This window comes from Hahella sp. CCB-MM4, assembly GCF_002260525.1.
Taxonomy (GTDB): Bacteria; Pseudomonadota; Gammaproteobacteria; order Pseudomonadales; family Oleiphilaceae; genus Hahella.
In genome coordinates, this window is record NZ_MRYI01000003.1 from 281,529 (window position 1) to 303,741 (window position 22,213).

19 protein-coding genes and 1 tRNA gene are annotated in these 22,213 nt (G+C 50.4%); 8 read left to right on the top strand and 12 right to left on the bottom strand.

Annotated elements, in window-relative coordinates:
• Positions 1-32: 32 nt before the first annotated feature.
• Positions 33-725 carry a methyltransferase domain-containing protein gene (locus BTA51_RS08415; protein WP_246840976.1) on the bottom strand — a complete coding sequence of 231 codons (693 nt, stop codon included), beginning with the start codon at positions 723-725 and terminating at the stop codon, positions 33-35.
• Positions 726-926: 201 nt separating this feature from the next.
• Here BTA51_RS08415 and BTA51_RS08420 point away from each other — a divergent pair, with 201 nt between their 5' ends.
• Positions 927-1,376 carry a CopD family protein gene (locus BTA51_RS08420; RefSeq protein ID WP_094706997.1) on the top strand — a complete coding sequence of 150 codons (450 nt, stop codon included), beginning with the start codon at positions 927-929 and terminating at the stop codon, positions 1,374-1,376.
• A gap of 9 nt (positions 1,377-1,385) precedes the next feature.
• Here the strand turns inward: BTA51_RS08420 and miaA are convergent, their stop codons facing one another.
• From miaA to BTA51_RS08440, 4 genes are read right to left on the bottom strand one after another with little or no spacing between them, the layout of a single operon-like run.
• Entirely contained in the window at positions 1,386-2,396 is a 1,011-nt protein-coding gene (gene miaA / locus BTA51_RS08425; protein WP_094707260.1) for a tRNA (adenosine(37)-N6)-dimethylallyltransferase MiaA, read from the bottom strand.
• A 7-nt stretch (positions 2,397-2,403) separates the two neighbouring features.
• Positions 2,404-3,315, bottom strand: coding sequence for an RluA family pseudouridine synthase (locus BTA51_RS08430; RefSeq protein WP_168188106.1), 912 nt, complete (start codon positions 3,313-3,315; stop codon positions 2,404-2,406).
• Positions 3,299-4,447 (bottom strand): class I SAM-dependent methyltransferase, encoded by a 1,149-nt coding sequence (locus BTA51_RS08435; RefSeq protein WP_094706999.1) that lies wholly within the window; start codon positions 4,445-4,447, stop codon positions 3,299-3,301. The genes BTA51_RS08430 and BTA51_RS08435 overlap by 17 nt, the downstream gene beginning before the upstream one ends.
• Positions 4,444-5,076: a flavin reductase family protein gene (locus BTA51_RS08440; RefSeq protein ID WP_094707000.1), complete on the bottom strand. Its 633-nt coding sequence runs from the start codon at positions 5,074-5,076 to the stop codon at positions 4,444-4,446. The genes BTA51_RS08435 and BTA51_RS08440 overlap by 4 nt, the downstream gene beginning before the upstream one ends.
• Positions 5,077-5,542: 466 nt before the next feature.
• Between BTA51_RS08440 and BTA51_RS08445 the strand changes: the two genes are divergently transcribed.
• Together BTA51_RS08445 and ccoM are read left to right on the top strand one after the other, a co-directional pair.
• Positions 5,543-6,178: a chalcone isomerase family protein gene (locus tag BTA51_RS08445; RefSeq protein WP_094707261.1), complete on the top strand. Its 636-nt coding sequence runs from the start codon at positions 5,543-5,545 to the stop codon at positions 6,176-6,178.
• Positions 6,179-6,298: 120 nt separating this feature from the next.
• Positions 6,299-6,421, top strand: coding sequence for a cytochrome c oxidase subunit CcoM (gene ccoM / locus BTA51_RS30770; RefSeq protein ID WP_256385712.1), 123 nt, complete (start codon positions 6,299-6,301; stop codon positions 6,419-6,421).
• A 102-nt stretch (positions 6,422-6,523) separates the two neighbouring features.
• On the opposite strand, the gene BTA51_RS08450 is transcribed toward ccoM, so the two are convergent.
• From BTA51_RS08450 to BTA51_RS08465, 4 genes are read right to left on the bottom strand one after another with little or no spacing between them, the layout of a single operon-like run.
• Positions 6,524-10,426 (bottom strand): translocation/assembly module TamB domain-containing protein, encoded by a 3,903-nt coding sequence (locus tag BTA51_RS08450; RefSeq protein ID WP_094707001.1) that lies wholly within the window; start codon positions 10,424-10,426, stop codon positions 6,524-6,526.
• Positions 10,426-12,285 carry an autotransporter assembly complex family protein gene (locus BTA51_RS08455; RefSeq protein ID WP_094707002.1) on the bottom strand — a complete coding sequence of 620 codons (1,860 nt, stop codon included), beginning with the start codon at positions 12,283-12,285 and terminating at the stop codon, positions 10,426-10,428. Before BTA51_RS08455 ends, BTA51_RS08450 begins: the two co-directional genes overlap by 1 nt.
• Positions 12,286-12,334: 49 nt before the next feature.
• Complete coding sequence (locus tag BTA51_RS08460; protein ID WP_210404788.1) at positions 12,335-12,736, bottom strand: hypothetical protein; 402 nt, start codon at positions 12,734-12,736, stop codon at positions 12,335-12,337.
• 4 nt (positions 12,737-12,740) lie between these two features.
• Positions 12,741-12,980 (bottom strand): DUF1653 domain-containing protein, encoded by a 240-nt coding sequence (locus BTA51_RS08465; protein ID WP_094707003.1) that lies wholly within the window; start codon positions 12,978-12,980, stop codon positions 12,741-12,743.
• Positions 12,981-13,222: 242 nt separating this feature from the next.
• Here BTA51_RS08465 and BTA51_RS08470 point away from each other — a divergent pair, with 242 nt between their 5' ends.
• The gene (locus BTA51_RS08470; RefSeq protein ID WP_210404789.1) at positions 13,223-13,948 is read left to right on the top strand and encodes a VC0807 family protein; all 726 of its coding nucleotides are present in this window, start codon (positions 13,223-13,225) and stop codon (positions 13,946-13,948) included.
• Between the two features lie 144 nt (positions 13,949-14,092).
• Here the strand turns inward: BTA51_RS08470 and can are convergent, their stop codons facing one another.
• The gene (gene can / locus BTA51_RS08475; RefSeq protein WP_094707004.1) at positions 14,093-14,737 is read right to left on the bottom strand and encodes a carbonate dehydratase; all 645 of its coding nucleotides are present in this window, start codon (positions 14,735-14,737) and stop codon (positions 14,093-14,095) included.
• Positions 14,738-15,010: 273 nt separating this feature from the next.
• Positions 15,011-15,086, bottom strand: a tRNA-Glu gene (locus BTA51_RS08480).
• A gap of 231 nt (positions 15,087-15,317) precedes the next feature.
• On the opposite strand from BTA51_RS08480, the gene BTA51_RS08485 reads away from it, so the two are divergent.
• Together BTA51_RS08485 and BTA51_RS08490 are read left to right on the top strand one after the other, a co-directional pair.
• Positions 15,318-16,517 (top strand): EAL and HDOD domain-containing protein, encoded by a 1,200-nt coding sequence (locus tag BTA51_RS08485; RefSeq protein ID WP_094707005.1) that lies wholly within the window; start codon positions 15,318-15,320, stop codon positions 16,515-16,517.
• Between the two features lie 94 nt (positions 16,518-16,611).
• Positions 16,612-17,433 (top strand): TatD family hydrolase, encoded by an 822-nt coding sequence (locus tag BTA51_RS08490; protein ID WP_094707006.1) that lies wholly within the window; start codon positions 16,612-16,614, stop codon positions 17,431-17,433.
• Positions 17,434-17,527: 94 nt separating this feature from the next.
• Here BTA51_RS08490 and BTA51_RS08495 read toward each other — a convergent pair whose 3' ends face one another.
• A complete protein-coding gene (locus tag BTA51_RS08495; RefSeq protein WP_094707007.1) occupies positions 17,528-17,917 on the bottom strand; it encodes a hypothetical protein in 390 nt (129 codons plus the stop codon).
• 548 nt (positions 17,918-18,465) lie between these two features.
• Here BTA51_RS08495 and BTA51_RS08500 point away from each other — a divergent pair.
• Positions 18,466-20,886: an EAL domain-containing protein gene (locus tag BTA51_RS08500; protein WP_094707008.1), complete on the top strand. Its 2,421-nt coding sequence runs from the start codon at positions 18,466-18,468 to the stop codon at positions 20,884-20,886.
• 109 nt (positions 20,887-20,995) lie between these two features.
• Entirely contained in the window at positions 20,996-22,204 is a 1,209-nt protein-coding gene (locus BTA51_RS08505) for an acetate/propionate family kinase (RefSeq protein ID WP_094707009.1), read from the top strand.
• The last annotated feature ends 9 nt before the right edge of the window (positions 22,205-22,213 follow it).

Here is a 22,213-nt window from a genome sequence, read left to right on the forward strand (position 1 = left end):
GTGCCTCAAACCGGTTAGATTGTGTGCCAAGACTACAGTGGGCGCTGATAGAGAACATGGATGTAACGGGCAATCGATAAGAAAGGCTCTTTGGTGGAGAACTGACGTTCCATCTCCAACACATCTTCGTAGCTACGCCCTTCCCTGACATGCCGCTGCATGAAATCATAAAAGGTCCGAATGCCGCGCCTGCATATCTGGTTCATTCCCGCATCTGACAGCGTCTCGTAAACCATTTCAGGCGGAATGGGATTCTGGGGAGTCAGGCCGCCTTTGCGCTGATCCCAATCCCCTTTCTTCAGTTTTTTGAAATTTCCCTGCAAGAGATTTCGATAAGTAAGGCCGTTTTCATTATAAAAAGCCAATGACAGCCATCCGCCCGGAGCGACTTTGGATGCGATCAGCTCAAGCGCTTTGGAAGGCTCATCCACCCATTCCAGCACCGCATGAGCAATCACCAGATCATAGGAAGAAGCCAGATCTGGCACCACTTCCTGCAACGGCCCCTGAATGAAGGTCAAGCTGTCGGTGAGCACGCCGTTTGACTCAGCACGTTGACGTGCTGCCTCCAGCATATCGCTGGAAATGTCCGCCATTGTCAGCCGGTGTCCCTTTGCCGCCAGCCGCATACTGAATATGGCGTCTCCGCATCCCACATCAAGGACTTCCAGGGTCCCTTGGGGAATGACAGGATAAAAATAGGTGTCGAAATCTTCCTGGATCAAATCAAGCCTCAGTTTACCTTTCGGTGTACCGTAGATGTTTGATTGAAACCGCGATTTCAACTCATTGAAATTTTGTCCATGTGAAGTTAGTTTCTGGCTTTTCACAATGTTTTTCGACATCCTAATTACAATTCTCAGCCCCTAGAAATAACAAACGCTCAGGCCGCAGGTGCTTATCCCGGTAAAACAAAAGGATATATTGTGTATAGACTACTCATCATTCTGCATATCACCGCTGCCATGGTATGGCTGGGCGGTATGTTCTTCGCCTATTTTTCGCTACGCCCCAGCGCCGGTCAACTGTTACAACCGCCACAACGTCTACCTCTGTGGGCCGACGTCCTGACCCACTTCTTTCGCTGGGTCTGGATCGCTGTCATTATACTCTGGATCACAGGCCTTAGTATGATGCAAATGCTGGGACAGACGCCGCCCCTCTATGTCCATATGATGATGGGGCTGGGTCTCATCATGACCGTGATATTTGCTCTGGTATTCTTCTTCCCGTTCCGAATTCTGAAGACCCGTTCTTTGGAACAACTATGGAAAGAAGCGGCTGTAGGGCTGAACCAGATCAGGATCGCAGTGGCCACCAACCTGATACTGGGCGGCCTGATCGTCATATTGGCTGCCGGGAAATGGCCGGGCTGACCAGCGTTATCACTGGTCCTGCCCCTCAGGTGCGCCCGACAGTTTCAACTGCCGGGCTACCAGCTCTGCCACCGCTTCACTGTTGACGTTGCCGGCTTCGAACCAGTGAATCCTGCTACCTCGACGCTCCATACGACGAAACCATTTGTTCTGTTGCCTGGCAAATTGATAAATCGCTGAAGCGAGCTTCTGCTTCATATCGTTATAATTCAGTTCCCCAAGCAGAAAGCTGGATAAGTAGCGATATTCCAGTCCGAAATTATATAACTGTCGGTGTGACACTCCCTCAGCGATCAACCCTTTGACTTCCTCAAGCATCCCTTCTTCAAGACGCGCATTGAGCCGTTGCTCTATCCGTTGTCGAAGCACGTCCGGCTCACACCGGAGACCGACAATAACCGGATCAAGATGAATCTGGAGGGATTCCGTACCGCCTGCGAGCTCAGCTTCAGCGATCTCTATTGCCCGGATGGTACGCTCCCGCTCAAGGGTATCCGTCGTATTGTGCAGAGGCTTCAGGGTTCCAAGTTTTTCATTCAATGCCTCTTGCGACAACGACGCCAGAGAAGCCCGTAAAACATCATTTCTGGGAGCCACTTGCAGCTCGTACCCTCTGATCAGGGCATCAAGGAAAAGCCCGGTGCCACCGGCAAATATCGGCAACACTTGACGGGACGCCAAGTCTGCCAACGTTCCCTGAACCATACTCAGGAAATCAAACAGACTGAACTCAGTAGTTGGGTCCGCCACGTCAATCAGGTGATAGGGAATATCGCCGTATTCGGCAAGATCCTTTCCACTGCCAATGTCCAGCTTTCGGTACACCTGTCGAGAATCGACAGAAATCACTTCGCCGCCAAAATGTCTGGCCAACTCTACCCCTAGTCGGGTTTTGCCGGTCGCTGTCGCGCCAAGTACGATTACCGCGGGTACAGAAGAAGCACTCCCAGCAGAGACAGAAGAAGCATCGACCTTAGATTCAGAAGTAGATTTCGCCTCAGATTTAGAAGAAGTATTCACCACTGGTCTACTTCCAACCTCGTAACCAGTCAGGCATCAATGACTCAGGGAGCGTTATATCCCGTTGCCGGTTTTTCAAAGGGCATTGAAACGCCAACCTGACAGCGGCCAGACACAGACCGTCTGGAGACGACGGGCCGCCGTATTCCCGGTCACCCACAAGCGCACAACCTATACCGCTGAAATGCCTTCGGATCTGATGCTTGCGTCCTGTGATCAAATCGATATCGACTTTCACCGAAGCAGATTCTGCACCCGAACCCAGAACCCGATATCGGGTTTCCGCGTCCTGGCCATCGATGCGAGCCGTCAGAGTCCCCTCAGCGCTTTCTGGAGCATGGGACAATAATGCCCGGTAGTGCTTGCTGATCGCCCGGCTTTGTAACAGCTCTCCCATGCGGGCCGCAGCTTTGGGTGAATGCCCGACGATGATCAATCCACATGCTTCCTTATCAAGGCGGTGCAGCAGAAACACTTTCCTTCCGGCAAAGGCCTGTTCCACCACCCTGAGCAACGCGCAGTGATCACCCCATTGGGTACCCTGGCTTAACATGCCGGGAGGTTTATACCAGACTGAATAGTCACCGAAGTCTTCCACCAGGGAAGCCTTTCCGGGACTGATGGCCAACAGGTGGGGATCATAATAGATATCCAGTTGGTCGTTGATCTGGAGATCCGTTTTGGCCCGACGCAACCTCTTGCGCGGTTTACTTCCCCTTTTCAGCCAGACCGCACCTTTCTGCATGGTATCTTTGACTTTCTGCTTTGACAGGCCGGTTTCAGCGGCGATCAGATCAACCGCTGAACCAGGCTCAAGCACTTTCAGGTTTCGTTCAAAGCGCTTAAGCTGACGCTCACCACTTGAGACAGAAACATTGGATTCAGGACTGACCTGAGAAGGCTTATTGGCGTTTGGCATGGTAAACCTTATAACGAGTGTCCTCCGCGATAACGGAGACATTGCCCAAGGAGTCTTCAATCCAGTCTGCATAGGGCAAAAACCGATTCGCCACCAGGGTCAGGGTGCCTCCAGGTATCAACCTGGTCCGGCAATCCTGCAGGAATTGCCGGGTCGTTCGGGTATCCTGTTTAACTCCCTGGTGAAATGGCGGATTAGTGACAATTGCAGCCAATCCCGATGCCACCTGAGAGAGTCCATCCGAAGCATAGACAGATACGTCCAGCCCCATATTGGCCGCTGAGCGCCTCGTGCTTTCCAGTGCCAGGGCATTCACATCGACCATTTCCACCTGGGCTTCCGGCCATTTTCTCTTCATGCTCAATCCAACAACACCACAACCGCATCCGAAATCGAGAATACGATTACCTTTAACCTTTGCAATTGTACGGCCTATGACAACATCATTTTGAAACTCAGGTTTTTGCAGGCATTCCAATAACAATCGGGTACCGTCATCGAGCCGTCCTGCGCTGAACACCCCTGGCAGACTATGCAATTCCAGCGGCTCCCAACCTGGAATATCCAGAGTAAATGGCTGCCAGTAGCTATCCAGAGACCGCTCTATCATCTTTCCGAGATTATTGTCAGACTTTCCGAGACTATTGTCAGACTTTCCGAGAAAATTGTCAGAAAGCGAAATTTCCCATAACTGGCAATGCCGGGCAGAGTCGAGCTTGATGCAACCAAAGCCCTCCTTTTTCAGCTTCTTGGCTGCGCTTTCAATGCCTTCCCGTTTTTCCCCCACCAACCAGACTTTTTCAGCCCGGGCCAGGACGTTGCCCAGCAATGACAAATACAGCTCGATCACCTCTTTGCTTTTGGGCATAAACAGGACCGCGTGCTGAAACTCTGCCGAATCTGTTTCCGCTTGCAATACGCCGAACTGGCAACGATCCCGGGCAGCACCGGATAACGCCGAATGCTGCGCTTCGAAGGCTTGAAAATCCCAGCAAATACTGGTCGTTTCCCGCCCAGTGCGCTCGATTTCCGCATGACAATGATCTATCGGGGGGCAAACCAGCAATACCGAACCCAGTAACCGTTCAATCTGTCTTAACAATACCTGACTGGTATTTTCCAATCCGCTCATTTGGGCCTGTCCAATGTGATCACTTCGCCGATGGAGGCATATTCATTTGCACCAAGCCGGGCCAGTGGATTGACCTTCTTTGCATCCACTTTCAAACGCCCCTTGGCATCAGTCAGAGTAACTTCATCTCCCAGGTAAAGCTTCTCGATTTGCAAAAGGATTAATGCCTGTGGCACCGGCCCCAACTCAACCACTTCAGACACCCTGCAGCCAAAGGCAATGTGACACTCTTTGATTCTGGGCAGCTCAAACTGCTCGAACTCAACCAGATTCAAGGCCAGCGAGTCCAGCTCCGACTTACCGTACTCCAGGGTACGTGAAGAATCCGACACCATCTGTACCTGTGTCGCGTCAGCAATATGCACAACACATGGTTTTCCTGTTACCAGGTTGGAACGGGTGTCCTTCAGTTCTCCGTCCGGCTTTTTTCCGATTGAAACGACCAAGGTCGGTGGCGCGCTGGTCAGTGCATTGAAAAATGAAAACGGTGCCAGGTTGTATTGACCTTCGGCGGTACCTTTCACATGACTGTTTTCGCTCAATATCCAGGCAATGGGACGAGGTATCACGGTTTGTGTCATCAGATGATAAATTTCTGAAGCTTGAAGCTGAGCTAAGTCTATATTCATTGAAAATCCGGGTCATCGATGAATGGTCAACAGTGCACTGGTTTATCCTGGTATCGGCAGGTTGGGCAGATATGAGGAAAATCAGCCATCGTTGGGGAGTGCCATTTTAAAGATTTCCCCGCCGCCTTTCACGGTTCCTGGTGAAATATTTATTTACATTAAACCGGACTCTTCAATCACTCGCGACACTACACCTTCCCCACCAATAACCCATTTATCCTATGCCATTTCTCATACTCCAACGCAATTTGTGATAAAGATCTCTCAAATTGAACATCTATTGTGCAAAAATCCGCCCATCTACTCGAATAACAATAAATTGCGATTCCACAACAATAATCAACAATTGCTTACAGTCTGTGCTACAAAAGGGAGATCACCTTCCAGGATGGGGTGAGCACAGAAGTGTAAACGAGGACAAACAAACGATGGAGTCGCGGTGGAAACCTTTCACCAGGGTAAAGCTATGAAACACTCCATCCCGGCCTTACTGGCTTTTTGTCTCATCTATTTCTCACCACCCGCTTTTTCTATCGTTGTCGACGGGGTGGATGTTCCGGAATTACTTCCCGCCGACGGAAGCCGTCCCGCGTTATTCCTCAATGGTGCAGCCAAAAGAAAGTTCCTTCTGTTCGTGGATGTTTACGTTGGCTCACTTTACGTCGAATCCACATCAGAGAATCCCCACCAATTACTGAGTAACGATGGCTATCGCCGGATGGAATTTCAGATGCTGCGCAATGTCAGAGGCCGCAAAATTGCCGATGCCTTTTATGAGGGCATGCAATTAAATGTAACGCCTGAAGAAGCTCTATCCATGGAGTCTGCCATTGAGCAAATGGTAGATATGTTCGACCAGCGGCTCAGCAAAGGCGATGTTGCAGTGGTGGAATATATTCCGGGACGCGGAACACACGTCGTGCTCGCAGGTAACGATCGAGGGCTTATCCCAAGCAAGGCCCTTTTTGATGCGATACTTTCCATCTGGATTGGCGAATACCCCGTCAGCCAGGAGTTTAAAGCAGGAATTCTCGGTATCGAAACCGCCTCCGCAGAAGCTCAGACGGCTGCCCAAAAGCGCCGTGAGCAGGATGATTTTTAATCAACCTGACAACAGATTGCTCTCTTGATACAGGTCAACAACTCACTTTGCATGCTAATCAATAATCATCTCACTAATTTTCTGGATGACGACTCCAACGGATAAAACAGTGAGGCGATTATGTACGTTGACGAAACCATTATTGCAGGATTACTCGTAGTTGGTATGACCATCGCATTCTTCGGCGGTGTGTACGTGGTATTGAAAAAAGAGAACGAAAAACACAAACATCACCCCAAATGACTGATCAACCGAAGCGCTGATAAATCGCAGCGCCTGGCTAATTCGGCATTCTGACTATGCAGTCGCCGGCTGTATGGTCAGTTGGCCGGTATGTCGGACAGCTCAGTAATCGTGCTTCCATAACAGCTCGACCCCGCTAAATCCGGACTTGCCGCCGGTCGTGGTCTCCAGATTGAGTTTAGGTGTCAGCTCTATCTCGATAGAGCCTTTCCACGGTTGACTGGGTTCAGGCGTCCTTTCCAGTTCGACATAGACCTTTTCCGTCACATATTTCCCAATCCCTACCGCAACACCGTTGCCGTTCTCAGTTTCCTGGGAATCGATGGTCAATGTATCCACGCCAAGCACATCACGGGTAGCCGCAATGGGATCAAATCCTCCTTCACCCCTCAGCGTCTGCACGGCAGATGCAAGTCTGGCTGCCTGCAGCGGCGTAATATTCTGAATAGACTTACCGAACAGCAATCTGGACAGCGCCTCGTCTTCAGGGAGATCGGGAATGGTTCTCAGGCTGATATCCAGATCATCCAGCGTACCTGAAAGTGTGGCGATATATTCCAGGTCTGAGGCGACGTGATGCCCTTCCACCAACAGCGCAATACTCTCATTGGCAAAGATGACATTGCCGTTGGTGAGATTGAATCTTTTTCCAAACAGCTCGAAAGTCCCGCGTACGACGCTGAACTCCCCTTTATAGTTGGATGCTTCCATAGGACCACTGATTCGGACCTCTCCTTCAAGCTCCGCATCCAACCCGCGTCCACGGATAAATCCCTGCTGAGCGACCCTGAGTGTGATATCCAGAGATATTTTCGGCAGAGGTATTTCCGACTGCATTGTGGGAGCCTCAACATCCTTCTGCCTGACGGTGACATCCAGCTCAGGAATATCCGAATTGGGGATCAGGTCCAGCAACAACTGAAACGGAGAGACCTCTATATCGCCGGACAACAGAATATTGCGCAAATCACCTGTCGCTGCCAGCTCTCCCGATACCGCTCCCTCCATGTCCTCACGCCGCAATAGGCTCATACCATCTGCGATCACCTTCAGATCCACTTTCCCGTGATTGCCGTCATTCCAGCGGGTATATCCTGTGGCCGTCAGATGTCCGCCAAGTGTATCCGATGCCGTGCCTTTGGCAATTTCAAACTGATTACCTCGAAACGCCAGCTCCATACCAATGTCATCCATCACTGACTGGGTCAGCTGGTTTTCATAGTAACCATCCATGACTTTCACGGTTCCGTTCAACAAAGGTTCCTCAAGCGAGCCGGAGGCCACTAGATCCAAGTTCGCTCTGCCTCGAATCGTCTGAATATCCTCATCTACCAATTCATTCAGCCACGCCATATCCACATCGCCCTGAATACTTATATCCAGGGGTGTTTCCGGGCTCAGCAACTCTTCAGGATTATCCCGTAACCTTTTATAGTACGGCCGCCAACCCAGTGAAAGATCCAGATTGCCGTGCTTCTTCGAGTTTTCAAATAGATTGTTGCGAACTTCCAACCTTTCATCGTGAAGGTCAAAATCCATTATCCAGTTGAACCTGGAAGGCTCATTATTTTTTGATTTAGGCCCTAAGGTGTAGAGTGCGATTGCATTCAAACGTCCTGTTATTTCCGGTTGCTCAGGCGTGCCTTTCATTTGAGCCTGGAAGTCAACGGTCGCCGGCAACAGATCAACCCCAAACCCCTGCAGATAAGTAGTATCAAACTGCTTCAGATTCAAAGACAGATCGTAATTCTCCGGGGCGATATAGCCGGCAATTTCAAGAACACTATCCCGCCATTCAACACGAGTATTGTTAAAATCCAGTCGGTTTTGCTCTCCTTTTCCACCGACGTTAATCGTGAACGGCTCGCCGCCTAACATGCCTTCACTATTCAAGGTGCCCTGCACTACGGGAAAGGGTAAAGCCCCATTTATATCAAGATCCGCATTGACCACACCTTTAAGATCATCCGGATATTCCACATCCGCTAACTGCAGGACAGCAAACGGCAGGTCCCGGATACTCGTGTTCGCCTCGACGGCCAATTTTTCAACGTCAAGCACCCCCTGCCCCGTCACCCTGGCAACGGAGGTATTTTCCAGCCCCGGCCGCTTGCGCAGATCAAGGCGAGTATCCAGTTGGGAAAAACGAACGCTCGCCGCTGAGGCTTCCAAACCGGAGTTGACCGTAAATTCAGCGCCACGCCAGTTCCCTGCCACCCCGGCAGTCCCTGTAAAGCCCACGGCATCAAAACTCCCACTCACCCGACCATCCCCACTAGCCAGGGCTTCCAAACCAGACGGCAATTCAATATCCAGCCATTGCAGCAAGCTGACCGGTACTTTCTTTGCCTGAGCCTGAAGGTCCAATCGACTGTTCGCCCAGTCAATCAGGCCATCCGCCATGACCTGACTTTCAAGGGAATTCACTTGGGCCCGGTTAAGTCGAACGTTTTCTATAGTCCCTGCAAACCCGGTTTGCACTGACAAAGGCCTGTCACGAAAGCTTCCAGAGGCCAGCAATGTTCCGGAATACCTGGGAGCTTCCCAAGGCCCCTTCACTTGGCCATCGGTAACATTTAATTCGAGCTTCAGGTCATCGGTCAGCGTAACATCCAACAGAGATAAATAACTCAGGTCTCCGTCAAACCGTTGGACCTTGAGGTCAAGTGTCCCTTTGACCAAATCCACGTCACCCCTTGCTTGCACTTTCAATGCTCCCAGAGACGCATCAGCAGAATCCACATGAATGCGTTGCGCACTGCCCATGCCGTTCACCGCAACATTCAACGGGTACCCAGCATATTGGGTCTGGCCGGACAGGCTTCCCTCTCCTTGCAACTCAGTCCAGGCGCCTTTGAGTGCTACCGTGCCGCTTAACTGCCCCCCTTTCAGGTCGTTCACCCACGGCTCCACAAGACTCAAAGGCAGATTATCCAGCTTAAGATTAAGGTCAGCCTGCTCCTCTGTCAGGGTTCCTGATACCTGCTGTGGCGCACCATCCAGAGTCAACACCAAACGCGTTAAATTGACTTCACGGGATTCCGTATCCAGGCTGAACTGGCCATCCGACTCCAACAAATGCGACTGCCAGGGAATCCGAAGGGTTTTAAGATCAACATCTACCCAATGGTTTTCACGACGGCTGGCATTCATCTCAAGTTGAATATCCAGTGGCTCCCGGATCGGCAATTTCATCTGCTGACCTATCCATCCCCCTGCCGGCTCACTAAGAGATAATTTCACCGAGCCGTTTGTCGCACTGGACAGCTGTCCATTCAGCGAAATGTCTGCCGGTAACTCAGTCAGGGTGTGCACCTTGATGGAAGAATCCAGCCAGTTTTCTCCCCAAAAGGCCATCAATTGCCCTTGAATGGATAAACCGGGAATCTCCTGTGCAGCAGCATTTACCTTCAGTTCGTCAATTTCCAGCGCCTGAATTCGTATGGCGGGAAGGCCTGCAACAGAAAGATCCTTTATCGGTTCTGCTTCTTGGGGTTGGCTTTCCTCTTCATCCCCTTCAGGAACTGTTACCCCGATGCTGCTTGATGAGAGGCGGACGACATCAATCGTATTATCGAACAGCTTGCGCCAGCGAAATACCAATTCCAGATCACGGGCTTCGAATACGGATACCTGATCAATCGAAAACACGACATGCTCAAAGGTCCAATGCCCCAGGCCGGGAGAGGCGGGATTTTCCGTCTGCAACTGATATTCAGTACCTTCAAGCACTGCGGGAACGACTTTAGTCACCAGCCAGAGCCGTCCGCCTTCGCTGCCCAGCACCATGGCCACAGCCGCAACCAGAGCCAGGCACAGAGTCATCAGGCCTGCACTGAGGTGGGCCAGCGAAAGCAACCAAATCCGTCCGACTTTCACTGGAACAGAGCTTAATCGACGCTTTCCAGCCGGCTTCCCGGATCGCTTATCAACGTCCGGCTGATTCTCTGTCCCCGTCTCGGGAAGGCCCTCTGCAGACCTATTTTTGACCTCCTGTTCAGCCATCAGAAAGCCTGCCCGATACTGATATACAACTGGAAGCTATCGTCGACGGACTCTCTTTTATTCAGAGGCACTCCCAGATCGACTCTGATAGGCGCAAACAAGGTGTAGTACCTGAAACCGACACCGGCCCCCCACAGCAATTCCTGTTTCACATCCTGGGAGGCATCCTCAAACGCGTATCCTCCATCAACAAATGTCACCAATCCCCAGCTTTCGCCGATACGGAACCGGGTTTCCACCGACACTTCCTGGAAGGAGCTTCCCCCCACCGGATCGCCGTCTTCTATAGTGCTGAGAGTCTGGTAGGGATAGCCCCGAACCGAGCCCCCTCCTCCCACATAGAAGCGCTCGTCCGCGGGAAGATCACGATTCCCCACCCCGGAAATCGAGCCCGCTGAGGCACGCATGGCCAGGGTGGGTCTGAGCAAAGTGTCAAAAGTAAAGTAGATGCTCCCGGAGGCGCTGGATTTAACAAAGTTGATTTCCTGGTCGAGCATGTCCAGATAAGGACTGACGTTCCCAATCACAGACCACCCGCGAGTCGGATTCAATAAATCGTCAGTCGTATCCCACTTCAACTGAAACGGGAAAGATAACAGGCCGAACTCATCCGTTGTTCCTGTATCGTTCACCAGGCTGTATTTAAAACGGGTGCCTGCGGAACCGGTCCAGCGTTCGGAAAATTGATGCTCCAGCCTCATTCCTGCGAGAATGGTTTCAGACTTATAACTATCCAGGTTTTCCTTGCCCAGCGAAGCCTCCAAAATCAGACGATTATCCGGGCTGGCAAATGCCGGAACTTCCAGTTCTGCTCCCACATCCTGACGGACTTCGGAAAACCGGCTACTGATATCCAGCTTCTGACCGGCATTCAGGATATTCCGATGCTCCCACCCTAAAGAGATATTGGGGCCTTCATCCGTGGCATAACCAATACCCGCTTTCACAGTGCGATGAAATCGTTCCTGCACTTCAAACGCAATATCCACCACACCGTTCTCTGGTGCGCCGACAACGGCGTTGGCCGTTCCCACCAGGTTGGTTCTCAATAGATTCAGTTTGGCTTTATCCACCTGACGGCGCTTAAAACACTGACCTTCCTTCAAACCCAATTTTCGGAGCAGGTAGTCCTCATTGATGGTTTCCTGCCCCGAGATGGAAATATTGCCGACCCTGACCTGGGGACTATCAGGCATTTTAAAGGTTATCCCTGCTTTTTCTTCCGCAGGAATGATGTATGCCTCATATTTCACGTCCACCTGGAAGTAACAGTATTCATCCAGAATGTTCTTTTTGATCGCCTCGACACTTTCAAGCACGCGGGCGGCCACAAAGGGCTGACCCTGACGTACCGTGACCGTTCTAAGCCGGTCAATATCGATATCCTTCGGCAGGTCGAATTTAACCTCATCAATAACAAAACGGGTCCCTGGATCCACCTGGTATATTATTCCGGAAACCTGGGATTCACTTTCCGCCTGAGCTCCTTGACGCTCTGCAGTCTGCTCGTCGCCATCTTTTTCCAATACGACTGTCACAGTTGCAGCGTAATATCCCTGGGAGCGTAAGGTTCGCTCGATAATATCCTGTTCATAACGGGCGACTTTTCGCGGATCCTTGTAATTCTTGAGCATCAGATTATCACTTCGCTGCCCTTCCAGATCCTCAGTGATTTTGTCCTTTAGTTCGTCATTTCCCTGCAAATCAATTTCGTAGGGAATCCGATTGTTCAGGAATGGAATCTCGATGGCACTGACCCACTGGGCCTTTCCTAATGCCAGAAGTATCAAAATAACCCCGGAAAGCACTCGGTGACCGGGAAGCTTCCAGCGACAAATCAAGCCAAACAGACTTTCCATGAAAGCGCTTATTATCCTTTATCTAAAAAACGGACTTTGGAATAAAGCCCTAAAGAGGTAACGAAACTGACGGGCACTGAGAGCTCCGGCCATGAACCGAATCGCTGGCACAAACGATCAACGTCTGCACCCCCTCCGGGACAGTGACGCCGGTCAGGCTGCGGGTAAATGGCTGTTCATTGACATGAGGATGAAGCAACTCCCTGACACCGACGACCTCCCCTGACGGAGTCTCGAGCCGCCATTGATTGGCATAATGTTCCCAGCCCTCATCTGCATGCTTCAACGTCACATCAAAGTCACAGATCCGAGTGGCTTCACAGCGGACATCCACCTTGACCACTTCAACCTCACCCGCCCAACCAGAGACCGGCAGGATGAGCATAACGGCACCAATTATCTTGCGAGCGATTGAGGGCTGCATTCCGGTGAATAGAAGAACCTGTAACATAGGTCTATCCATTATCCGGCACAGAGTGATCATTGGGCTCTATCAACTCAAACCTGGGGGTCGGTATACCGTCTATTTCCACCGTTTCAGAAAACATGGAAAGAGGTCTCGCCCATAGCGCCCGCTCTCCATACAGGGGACGATAGACAACCAGTGGCTCTTCCGTCTCACTATGCCTGGCAACACCATATACCTGATAGCGACCACCTTTATAGTGCTGATAGATGCCTGTTTTGATTCTCATGGGTTAACCCGGTATTCGTTCATTTCGGAGCAATTTTAATAAAAACATCACTATAACTTGAACAGCTCTCCCATTACACCTTGGCAATGCAGGACAAATCCCGATATTGAAACGTACTTTGGCAAAGGCAGCCGTTCACCATCCGGTCGCGAAATGGGGCTGGATTAACAAGAAATAAAAGAAATCTTAATATTCTTTATGGTAGCCTTTGAATCCCGGACTTGACGTACAGGCATGAATCAGTGACGGCTGAACAAAAGACAATAGAAAGTAAAACCAATACCAATCAGCAGAAAGGCGGACTCCTGTTCAATCTGCTGTTTAATATTGTGATTCCCACCGTAATACTGAGTAAATTCAGTTCGGATGAATACCTGGGCCCCATGTACAGCATCGTTGCTGCCCTGAGCTTCCCGATTGCCTACGGTATTCGTGACTTCATGACCAGCCACAAACCTAATTTCTTTTCCATTTTTGGGGTCGTCAATGTCATCCTGACAGGCGGAATGAGCCTGATGCAACTGGATCCCCAATACATTGCCATCAAGGAAGCCGCAGTTCCTGCGATGTTCGGCATCGCCACCATGATATCCCTGAAAACCCGCTACCCCCTGGTCAGAACGTTCCTCTTCAATGAGCAGGTCATGCAGGTTCAGAAAGTCAATGAAGCGCTTGAGGCAAACGGTAATCACAAGGCATTTGAACAGAAGCTGGTCAATGCGTCCTATATGGTCGCCGCATCCTTCTTTTTGTCCTCGGTCCTGAATTATATCCTGGCAAAGGTCGTTCTGGTCAGCCAGCCAGGTACAACGGCTTTTACTGAGGAATTGGGGAAAATGACCGCATTGAGTTTTCCCGTTATCGCCGTTCCCAGCACTCTGGTATTGATGGGCGCATTATGGTACCTGATCAGCCAGATTCAGAAACTCAGCCATCTGAAGCTTGAAGACATTTTCGACCACATGTAGACCATATAACAGGTCGACCATGTAGTCGGACATACATATAGTCGGAAATAAAAAAGGGCGGTCATCATACCGCCCTTTTTTATTTCCGGTTTTCCGCCGTTCTATTCCCGATTTTCCGGCTTCTTATTCCCTGAATTCACCTTCCTACCTGACAATCCGCTTGCCCAGGATGTGAAATATTTCCGGCACCGTATCGCGGCAGTGCATATCCACACACAAGTCATGGATGATTCCGTCCGCAATATCATATATCCAGCCGTGAATTTTCAAATCCTGACCATGATCCCAGGCCCTCTGAACACACTTGGTTTTTGCCAGATTGATAGTCTGCTCCATCACATTGAGCTCACATAATCGGCGAACCCGGCTTTTCTCATCCAGTTGATCCAGATCCCCCTGGTATTTGATATATATTTCCTTGATGGCACGCAGCCAATTATCAACAAAACCGAACTCATCGTGGGATAGCGCTGCTCTCACCCCGCCGCAACCATAATGTCCGCAGACAATAATATGTTTGACCTGCAACACCTCCACCGCAAACTGCATGACAGAAAGACAGTTGAAATCCGTATGATTCACCACGTTGGCAATATTCCGGTGAACAAACAACTCACCTGGCGCCATGCCGACGATTTCATTCGCCGGAACCCGTGAGTCCGAACATCCTATCCATAGATACTCCGGTTTTTGCTGCTTGCTGAGTCGCGTGAAGAACTCCGGATCCCTGTTGGTCTGTTCCTTCGCCCATTGACGGTTACGATTCAGCAGCTCCTGGATCTCTGGCATTGATATGCTTCCGCTATTGAAGTGACAGATCGATATTAGCCCTATGTCCAAAAGCAGAACAATCGGACTTTGGGTGAGTATACGAAAGGCATAAGAAAGCCTGTACTCCCCTTATGGGGTATGAGCGGGCACTTGTGGGATAGGTAAAAGCTTTTATGAGGCAGCTGTCGCTCAACCTGACGGTTGAGTCCCCTAGGCGATTCTCGTTCGAATCCCCCTGGACTCCGAGCATAAAAAAAGCCCGTACGGGTTAGGTACGGGCTTTTACGAATTTGGCGTCCCCTAGGGGATTCGAACCCCTGTTACCGCCGTGAAAGGGCGGTGTCCTAGGCCTCTAGACGAAGGGGACGGAAACACCAACTCGGTGAAGAGGCGCGTATTCTATTGAAGGTTTAGGGGGCTGTCAAACAGTAATTTCGAAAAACTTTTTAACAAGGAAAGTACGGTTATTTTTTAAGCCTCCGTCTACACTTACGTTATAACAAGACATCCGATAACGTTCAGATATAGTTATTGCCAATGCTCCAAATAAGCCTTATATAGGCCTCCAACAAGTTGTTTTTAAAGATGTGTTTTTACTGTGGATCAAATTTTATTCGCCCGGCAACCCATTGTTAATGGAAGTAAGTCTATCGTGGGCTATGAACTTCTGTTCAGATCAAATGCCCCGATATCTTCAATCGACGGCAACCTGGCGACCTCCCAGGTTTTGCTCAATGCTTTTACTGAAGGAGAAATCGACGCCGTAGTAGCTGATGGGAGAGCTTTTGTTAATTTCACCGACCGCCTATTGATCAGCCCTCCTCCATTTGGAAAAGAGAAGCTGGTGGTGGAAATCCTTGAGAATGTGGAATTGACTCCCGAAGTGCGTGAAGCGATCAAACGCTTGCACCGTGATGGATTCAGCATGGCGCTGGATGACTATGTGCCCGGCACGATTTACGATGAGCTGTTACCTTACATCGAAATCGTCAAACTGGAGATCCCGGCAATCCCTCCAGAACAGCTGGAAGACACGATCCGCACCCTGAAACGTCACCGGGTAACTCTTCTGGCTGAAAAGATCGAAACCCATGAAGACTTCCACCGCTGCAAATCACTGGGATGCGATCTGTTCCAGGGATATTTCTTTAGCAAACCGGAGCTGGTCAAAGGTCGCAAAATGCCACAAAACCGGGTGGCGATCATGGAACTGATCAGCAAGGTAAATCAGCCCACCATGTCAGTTCATGACATTACCCAGATCATCACCCGCGATCCATCACTCAGCGTAAAACTTCTTCAGCTCGTGAACTCACCGGCGTTCCGCCGACCGGACAAAGTAGGCTCCATTCATATGGCAGTGATGATCCTTGGTTTGGGACGCATTAAGTCATGGGCAACCCTGCTGGCATTGTCCAATATTGATGACAAACCGGTTGCGCTGATTACCCTGGCACTCATACGGGCTAAGGTTTGCGAACTTCTTGCAGAAAAAATCGAGCCCAATGCCAGAGAAGTCTATTTCACAGTGGGCCTGTTCTCTTGCCTGGAAGCGTTTTTCGACCAGCCATTCAGTGAAATACTTGAGAAGCTCCCCCTCGATGAACGGGTCTGCGATGCATTGATCAGATTCAAAGGCCGACCGGGGCTGGCCCTAAACACAGCCTTGCAGTATGAACGTTGCAAGCTGGACTCGATTCATTGGGGAATTCTTGAAAAGATGAAAGTGAGCCAGAAAATGGTCGGCGATATCTACAAAGAAAGCATCGCCTGGGCCAAGGAATCCACCCTTTACTAGCTGTGTCATTCACGTACTATTTGTCATTTACATACTATTTGTCATTCACGAACTAATTGTTATCCATATACTAATTGCTATTCATAGTCTTCACATGATCGATATTGGCGTTAATCTCAGCTCCAAACTGCTCCAGAACAAACAGGGACTGTCCACATTCGACTCCCTTCAACAACTCGTGGACACCTGCAAAGACCAGGGGATGACTGGCCTCATTGCCATCGGCACCAGCCTCAAACAAAGCATCCAGGCCATCGAATATGCCCGGCTACATCCGGGTTTTATCCACGCCACTGCCGGCATACATCCCCATGATGCCAAGGACCTGGATGAAGCGGGAAGAAAGGCCCTCACTTCACTGATCACCGCCCCGGAAGTGGTTGCTGTTGGCGAAATGGGCCTGGACTTCAATCGAAACTTTTCCCCTCCACCGGTTCAGGAGGAGGTTTTCGAATTTCAACTGGATATCAATCAGCATCAGCGTAAACCTCTCTATCTGCATGAGCGCGATGCCTTGCAAAGACAACTGGAGATATTGAGAGCACACCGAAATTGTTTCGATTCCGGCGTGGTTCATTGTTTCACCGGCGATAAAGACAGTCTGCGGCAATACCTTGATATGGGATTCTGCATCGGCATTACCGGATGGGTCTGCGATGAACGCCGAGGAAGCGATCTGGTCGAGGCCATCCCCTACCTGCCACTGGAACGATTATTGATCGAAACCGACAGCCCCTACCTGATTCCTCGCACATTGCGGCCAAAACCCAAAAGTGGCCGCAATCAACCTTGGTTTGTCAGTGAAGTTGCCCGCAAAGTTGCTGAACTCAAGAATCTTTCCCTGGAAGAAGTGATTGCCGTGACAACGGGAAATGCGCAAGAACTCTTTGCCCTTCCTGCCGTTCAGGACGCCTAACCCTTTTCGGACCTCAGGTATTTTTACCTTCCTCAAGAAATAGCAGACGCAAAAAACCCGGCTCATGGCCGGGTTTAGTTCAGATTCATGCGCATCAGGATCGTATATCGATCACCGTTCCCAGAGATTCATTGGCTGACCGGTCGAACTGACGGGTGACCTGGGATTCATTTTCTCTGGGAGGAGGCCTGGTATCTTCCCGCTCATTATCCTCTTCCAGAGTCTGTCCCGGGTTTTCCGTCTGTGCCGCCTGAGTCTCCGCAGTCTGGGTTGGCGCACCTAGCTGCTGCACGGTAGATAGACTGAGTTCTCGGGCCTCCTGAGATAACTCCACTTCCACATCAACACTCGCATTCTGCTGAGGTTGAACCTGGGCAGTATTGCTATTGGTCTCATTCTGAGCCTGTTCACGTTCCCGCTGCCGACTGACCTCCAATTGCTGGAGCGTCGCGGAGGCGGGGCCGCCTATAGTATTATCGGGCATAGACTGTACCTCCGAGACAAAAGTATGGCACAGGCTGCCTATTTTTTAAACACAACATATTAAATACGGTTGTAAAACTGCCACTTAAGTTTTCAGACCAATCCCCTTCCAAGGCACTGGTTTTCCTTCCAAATATCCAAGCTCGTCCAGCCGATATCCAGACCACTATAAGCCAAGCGCTAATTGCATGGTGTTGTATCCTAAGCTAAGTTTAAATAATACCTTTTTTGAGAAGCATTTAAGGAGCTATCGATACGGTATTGCGGGAGCTATTCTCTGCGGATATCCAACGGGCTGCTATTAAAAAGGTGTCATGTAGGCCTGAAAGCAGTCCTGCTGATAAATAAGCAGCAAATTTATCATAACATTTGGATATTAAGGCCCTGTTTGTGACAATAGCCCGGTTAATTACGCCAAGGTGCAGCCAATGCTGCTTAATTTTTCATGATCAGACACGGAGCAACAGTCATGACACTTGGCATCAGCCAACTTGAGGGATCGGTCGAGGCAGTGGGATAGCAAGTAACCGAATTGAGTATCCATAGACTATGAGTAACCCTTTCAGTAAGCTCTGGCATCTTCGCGAAACGTCTCCACTTTCATTTCGCATGCTGGGCTACATACTTGTGTGCAGCTCGTTATTTACACTGTTTGCCACCGGCTTTCAGGTATATATCGACTATCGCAAAGATGTTTCGCTGGTAGATCAACGCATGAAGCTGATCGAAACCAGTTACCAGTCATCTCTCGCCAGAAGCCTGTGGTCGCTGGACCAGAAGCTGCTTAAAGTACAGATGCAGGGAATTCTTAACCTGCCGGACATCGTACACCTTCACTTACGCATCTATCCTGACTCGGAAATTTCCATGGGGGAAATCCCACCGGAAATACCGACAATTGAACACAAAATCATGCTGCAACACTCTTCGGATGATGTTTACGATCTCGGAGAGTTGACGATTACCGCCAGCCTAGAGGAGATATACAAACTCCTCCGTCAGAGAATTTTTCTGATTCTGACAACCCAGGCCTTCAAAACATTTTTTATCTCTGTACTGATCCTTTGGATTTTTCAGTATCTGGTCACACGGCATCTGTCACGCATGGCAAACTACGCCCGCAGCCTCAATATCAACGAGCTGGGCACAGAACTTACTCTTGAGCGGAAAACCCACTCCGGACAACCCCCGGATGAACTGCAAAGGGTCACCGACGCCATCAATGAAATGCGGGTGACGCTGCTAAATGACGTGGAAAAGCAGAAAAACGATGCCGCCGAGATCCGGCGACTGTCAATGGCCATTGAGCAGAGCCCTTCATCGGTGCTCATCTGCGACCACCGTTGGCGCATCACCTATGCCAACCATAAGTTTGGGCAGATGACCGGACACAGCCTGAAGAACATCCTGGGCAAACATCCCAAAGAGCTGACGCACATCAGCCCTGACGAGACCCAGAATGAGCAGCTTTGGAACAATATTGAAATCCAGGTGGAGCGCGCCGGGATCTGGCAGGGTGAGATGCACAGCACCCGCCATGGAGGCGAGAAGTTCTGGGAACAGGTGGTAATCACCCCGATTCGGGACAATGAAGGCAACCCTACGCAATTCCTGATCCTTGGCGAAGATATCAGTGTTCGCAAACGTTACGAACAACAGCTGCTTAGACAGGCAAACTACGATCTTCTGACCGGCCTGCCTAACCGCATGCTGGCCCTGGATCGTCTTAAGCTGGCCCTGGCACAGTCCCGCCGGGACAATTCCAAAGTCGGCCTGATGTTCCTGGATCTGGACAATTTCAAGCATATCAATGACACCATGGGTCATGATGCCGGTGACAGCCTGTTAATCGAAGCTTCCCGGCGTATAGCCTCTGCTCTGCGCGGAAACAGCACCGTTGCACGACTGGGAGGCGACGAATTTCTGATCATTCTGCCATCACTGGAGGAGCCGGAAGACTCAGAAGTGGTCGCCCAGCGCATTCTGGAAGCATTCGCGGTACCTTACATGCTGAACAATCAGGAAGTATTTATCAGCACCAGTATCGGTATCACCATCTACCCGACGGACAGTGAAAGCTCCAGCACCTTGCTGCAACAGGCGGATGCCGCCATGTATCAGGCCAAAAACAAAGGCAAAAGCGCTTTCCATCGGTTTACACCGGACCTCAATCAGCAGTCCAGAGAACGCCTGAAACTGGAAACCCAGCTTCGTAAAGCCCTGGAGCAAAACGAACTACTCCTTTACTACCAGCCGATTATTGAAACGGCTACAGGTAAGCTGGAGGGCGCCGAGGCATTGATTCGCTGGGATAATCCTTTGTTGGGACTGGTAGCACCGGACAAATTTATTCCCCTGGCGGAAGAAACCGGCCTGATCACCTCGATCGGCGAGTGGGTCATCCATAAAGCCTGTGAAGATGCCAAACGGTGGCATCAGGAAACGGGCTGGAAACTGACCATTGCCGTGAACGTTTCCCCCCGACAGTTCCGGGACATCAAGTTTGTCGAATCTGTGCGCCACGCTCTGCTGTCCAATGATTTGGGCGGAGAATACCTGGAGCTGGAGATCACAGAACGACTTCTGCTAGATGACTCCATAGAAACCTACGAAATCCTGAATCAGCTTGATCAGATGGGAGTGAAACTATCCGTTGATGACTTTGGAACAGGTTACTCAGCTTTGAGCTACCTCAAGAGTTATCCTTTTGATTCGCTTAAAATAGACCGCTCTTTCGTCAAGGATGTGATTACTGAGACTGAAGATGCCGCACTGGTCAGCGCGATTATCACCATGGCCCACAGTCTGGGCCTGAAAGTCATCGGAGAAGGCGTGGAAACGGCTGAACAACTGGCCTTTTTGCGCAAGAAAGGCTGTGACTATGCCCAGGGTTTCTTTTATAACCGGCCAGTTCCGGAGCAGGAGTTCCTGGAGTGGATTCAGACACACAAGCATGCCGTGGTCTCTTGATTCATGTAACAGCTTGATTCATGCAACAGCCTGATTCCTATAACATAATGCTTGAGCACCACCCGAACAGATATCAAACCATTAACCAGGAAATACCGATAATCATCTCATGACAGTCAAGGATCGTATACTTGTCCTGAACAGCGGAAGCTCGTCTCTAAAGTTTGCCATAATGGACCCGGAATCCGAGCCCCCTATTTTGTCCGGACTCGCCGAAAATCTGGGCAAGCCCGACGCGGTGATCAAATTCACCTGGCAAGGGGACCATGGAAAAACTGTGATATCCATACCGGGAGCAACCCATCAAACCGCCATCCGACAGGTTTTGGACCTGATTGCTGGGGATGAAGCCGGTACGGAACAAATCACCGGCGTTGGACATCGGGTCGTTCATGGAGGAGAGGCGTTTACCTCGTCGGTTAGAATTGATGGCTCCGTTATTGCAAAAATCGAAGCCTGTAACCCTTTGGCGCCTTTGCACAACCCGGCCAATGTTCAGGGAATCAGGGCAATTGCCGAGCAGCTTCCCAATATTCCCCAGGTTGCAGTCTTTGACACGGCCTTCCATCAAACACTCCCGGAATCAGCATTTCTGTATGCCCTTCCCTATGACCTTTATCGGGAACATGGATTACGGCGATATGGTTTCCACGGCACCAGTCATCGCTACGTGGCGGCACAAGCCGCTGAACGATTGAACCAGAAGCCCGATGATCTGAACCTGGTCACGGTACATCTCGGCAACGGCTGCAGCGCAACAGCGATCCAGGCAGGCAGATCGGTAGACACCACCATGGGTATGACACCTTTGGAAGGACTGGTCATGGGTACCAGAAGCGGAGATGTGGACCCGGGGTTATTACTGCATTTGAGCAGCAGCCTGGGATATGACAACGAACAGCTCAGTCATATGCTCAACAAACAGAGCGGCCTGCTTGGACTATCCGGGATCAGCAATGATATGCGCACACTGATGGATCAGGCTTCCTCCGGAAACGAACGCGCAAAACTGGCGATTGAGGTCTTTTGCTATCGTCTGGCCAAGGCAATTTCAGGATTGTGGGTGGCAGCTAATCCCGTCCATGGCGTGATCTTTACCGGCGGCATCGGTGAAAACGCTGCCCCGATCCGATCACGGGTATGTTCACAGCTGAACTACCTGGGCATCAGAATTGAAAATAAAAATAACGACCTCAATGGTCGTAACACAGATGGCGTGATATCCACTGAAGATAGTGTTCCCGTATTGGTCATTCCGACCAACGAAGAACTCATGATCGCTCGGGACACTCTGGATATCATCAGCCAGAACAAATAATGATCATTT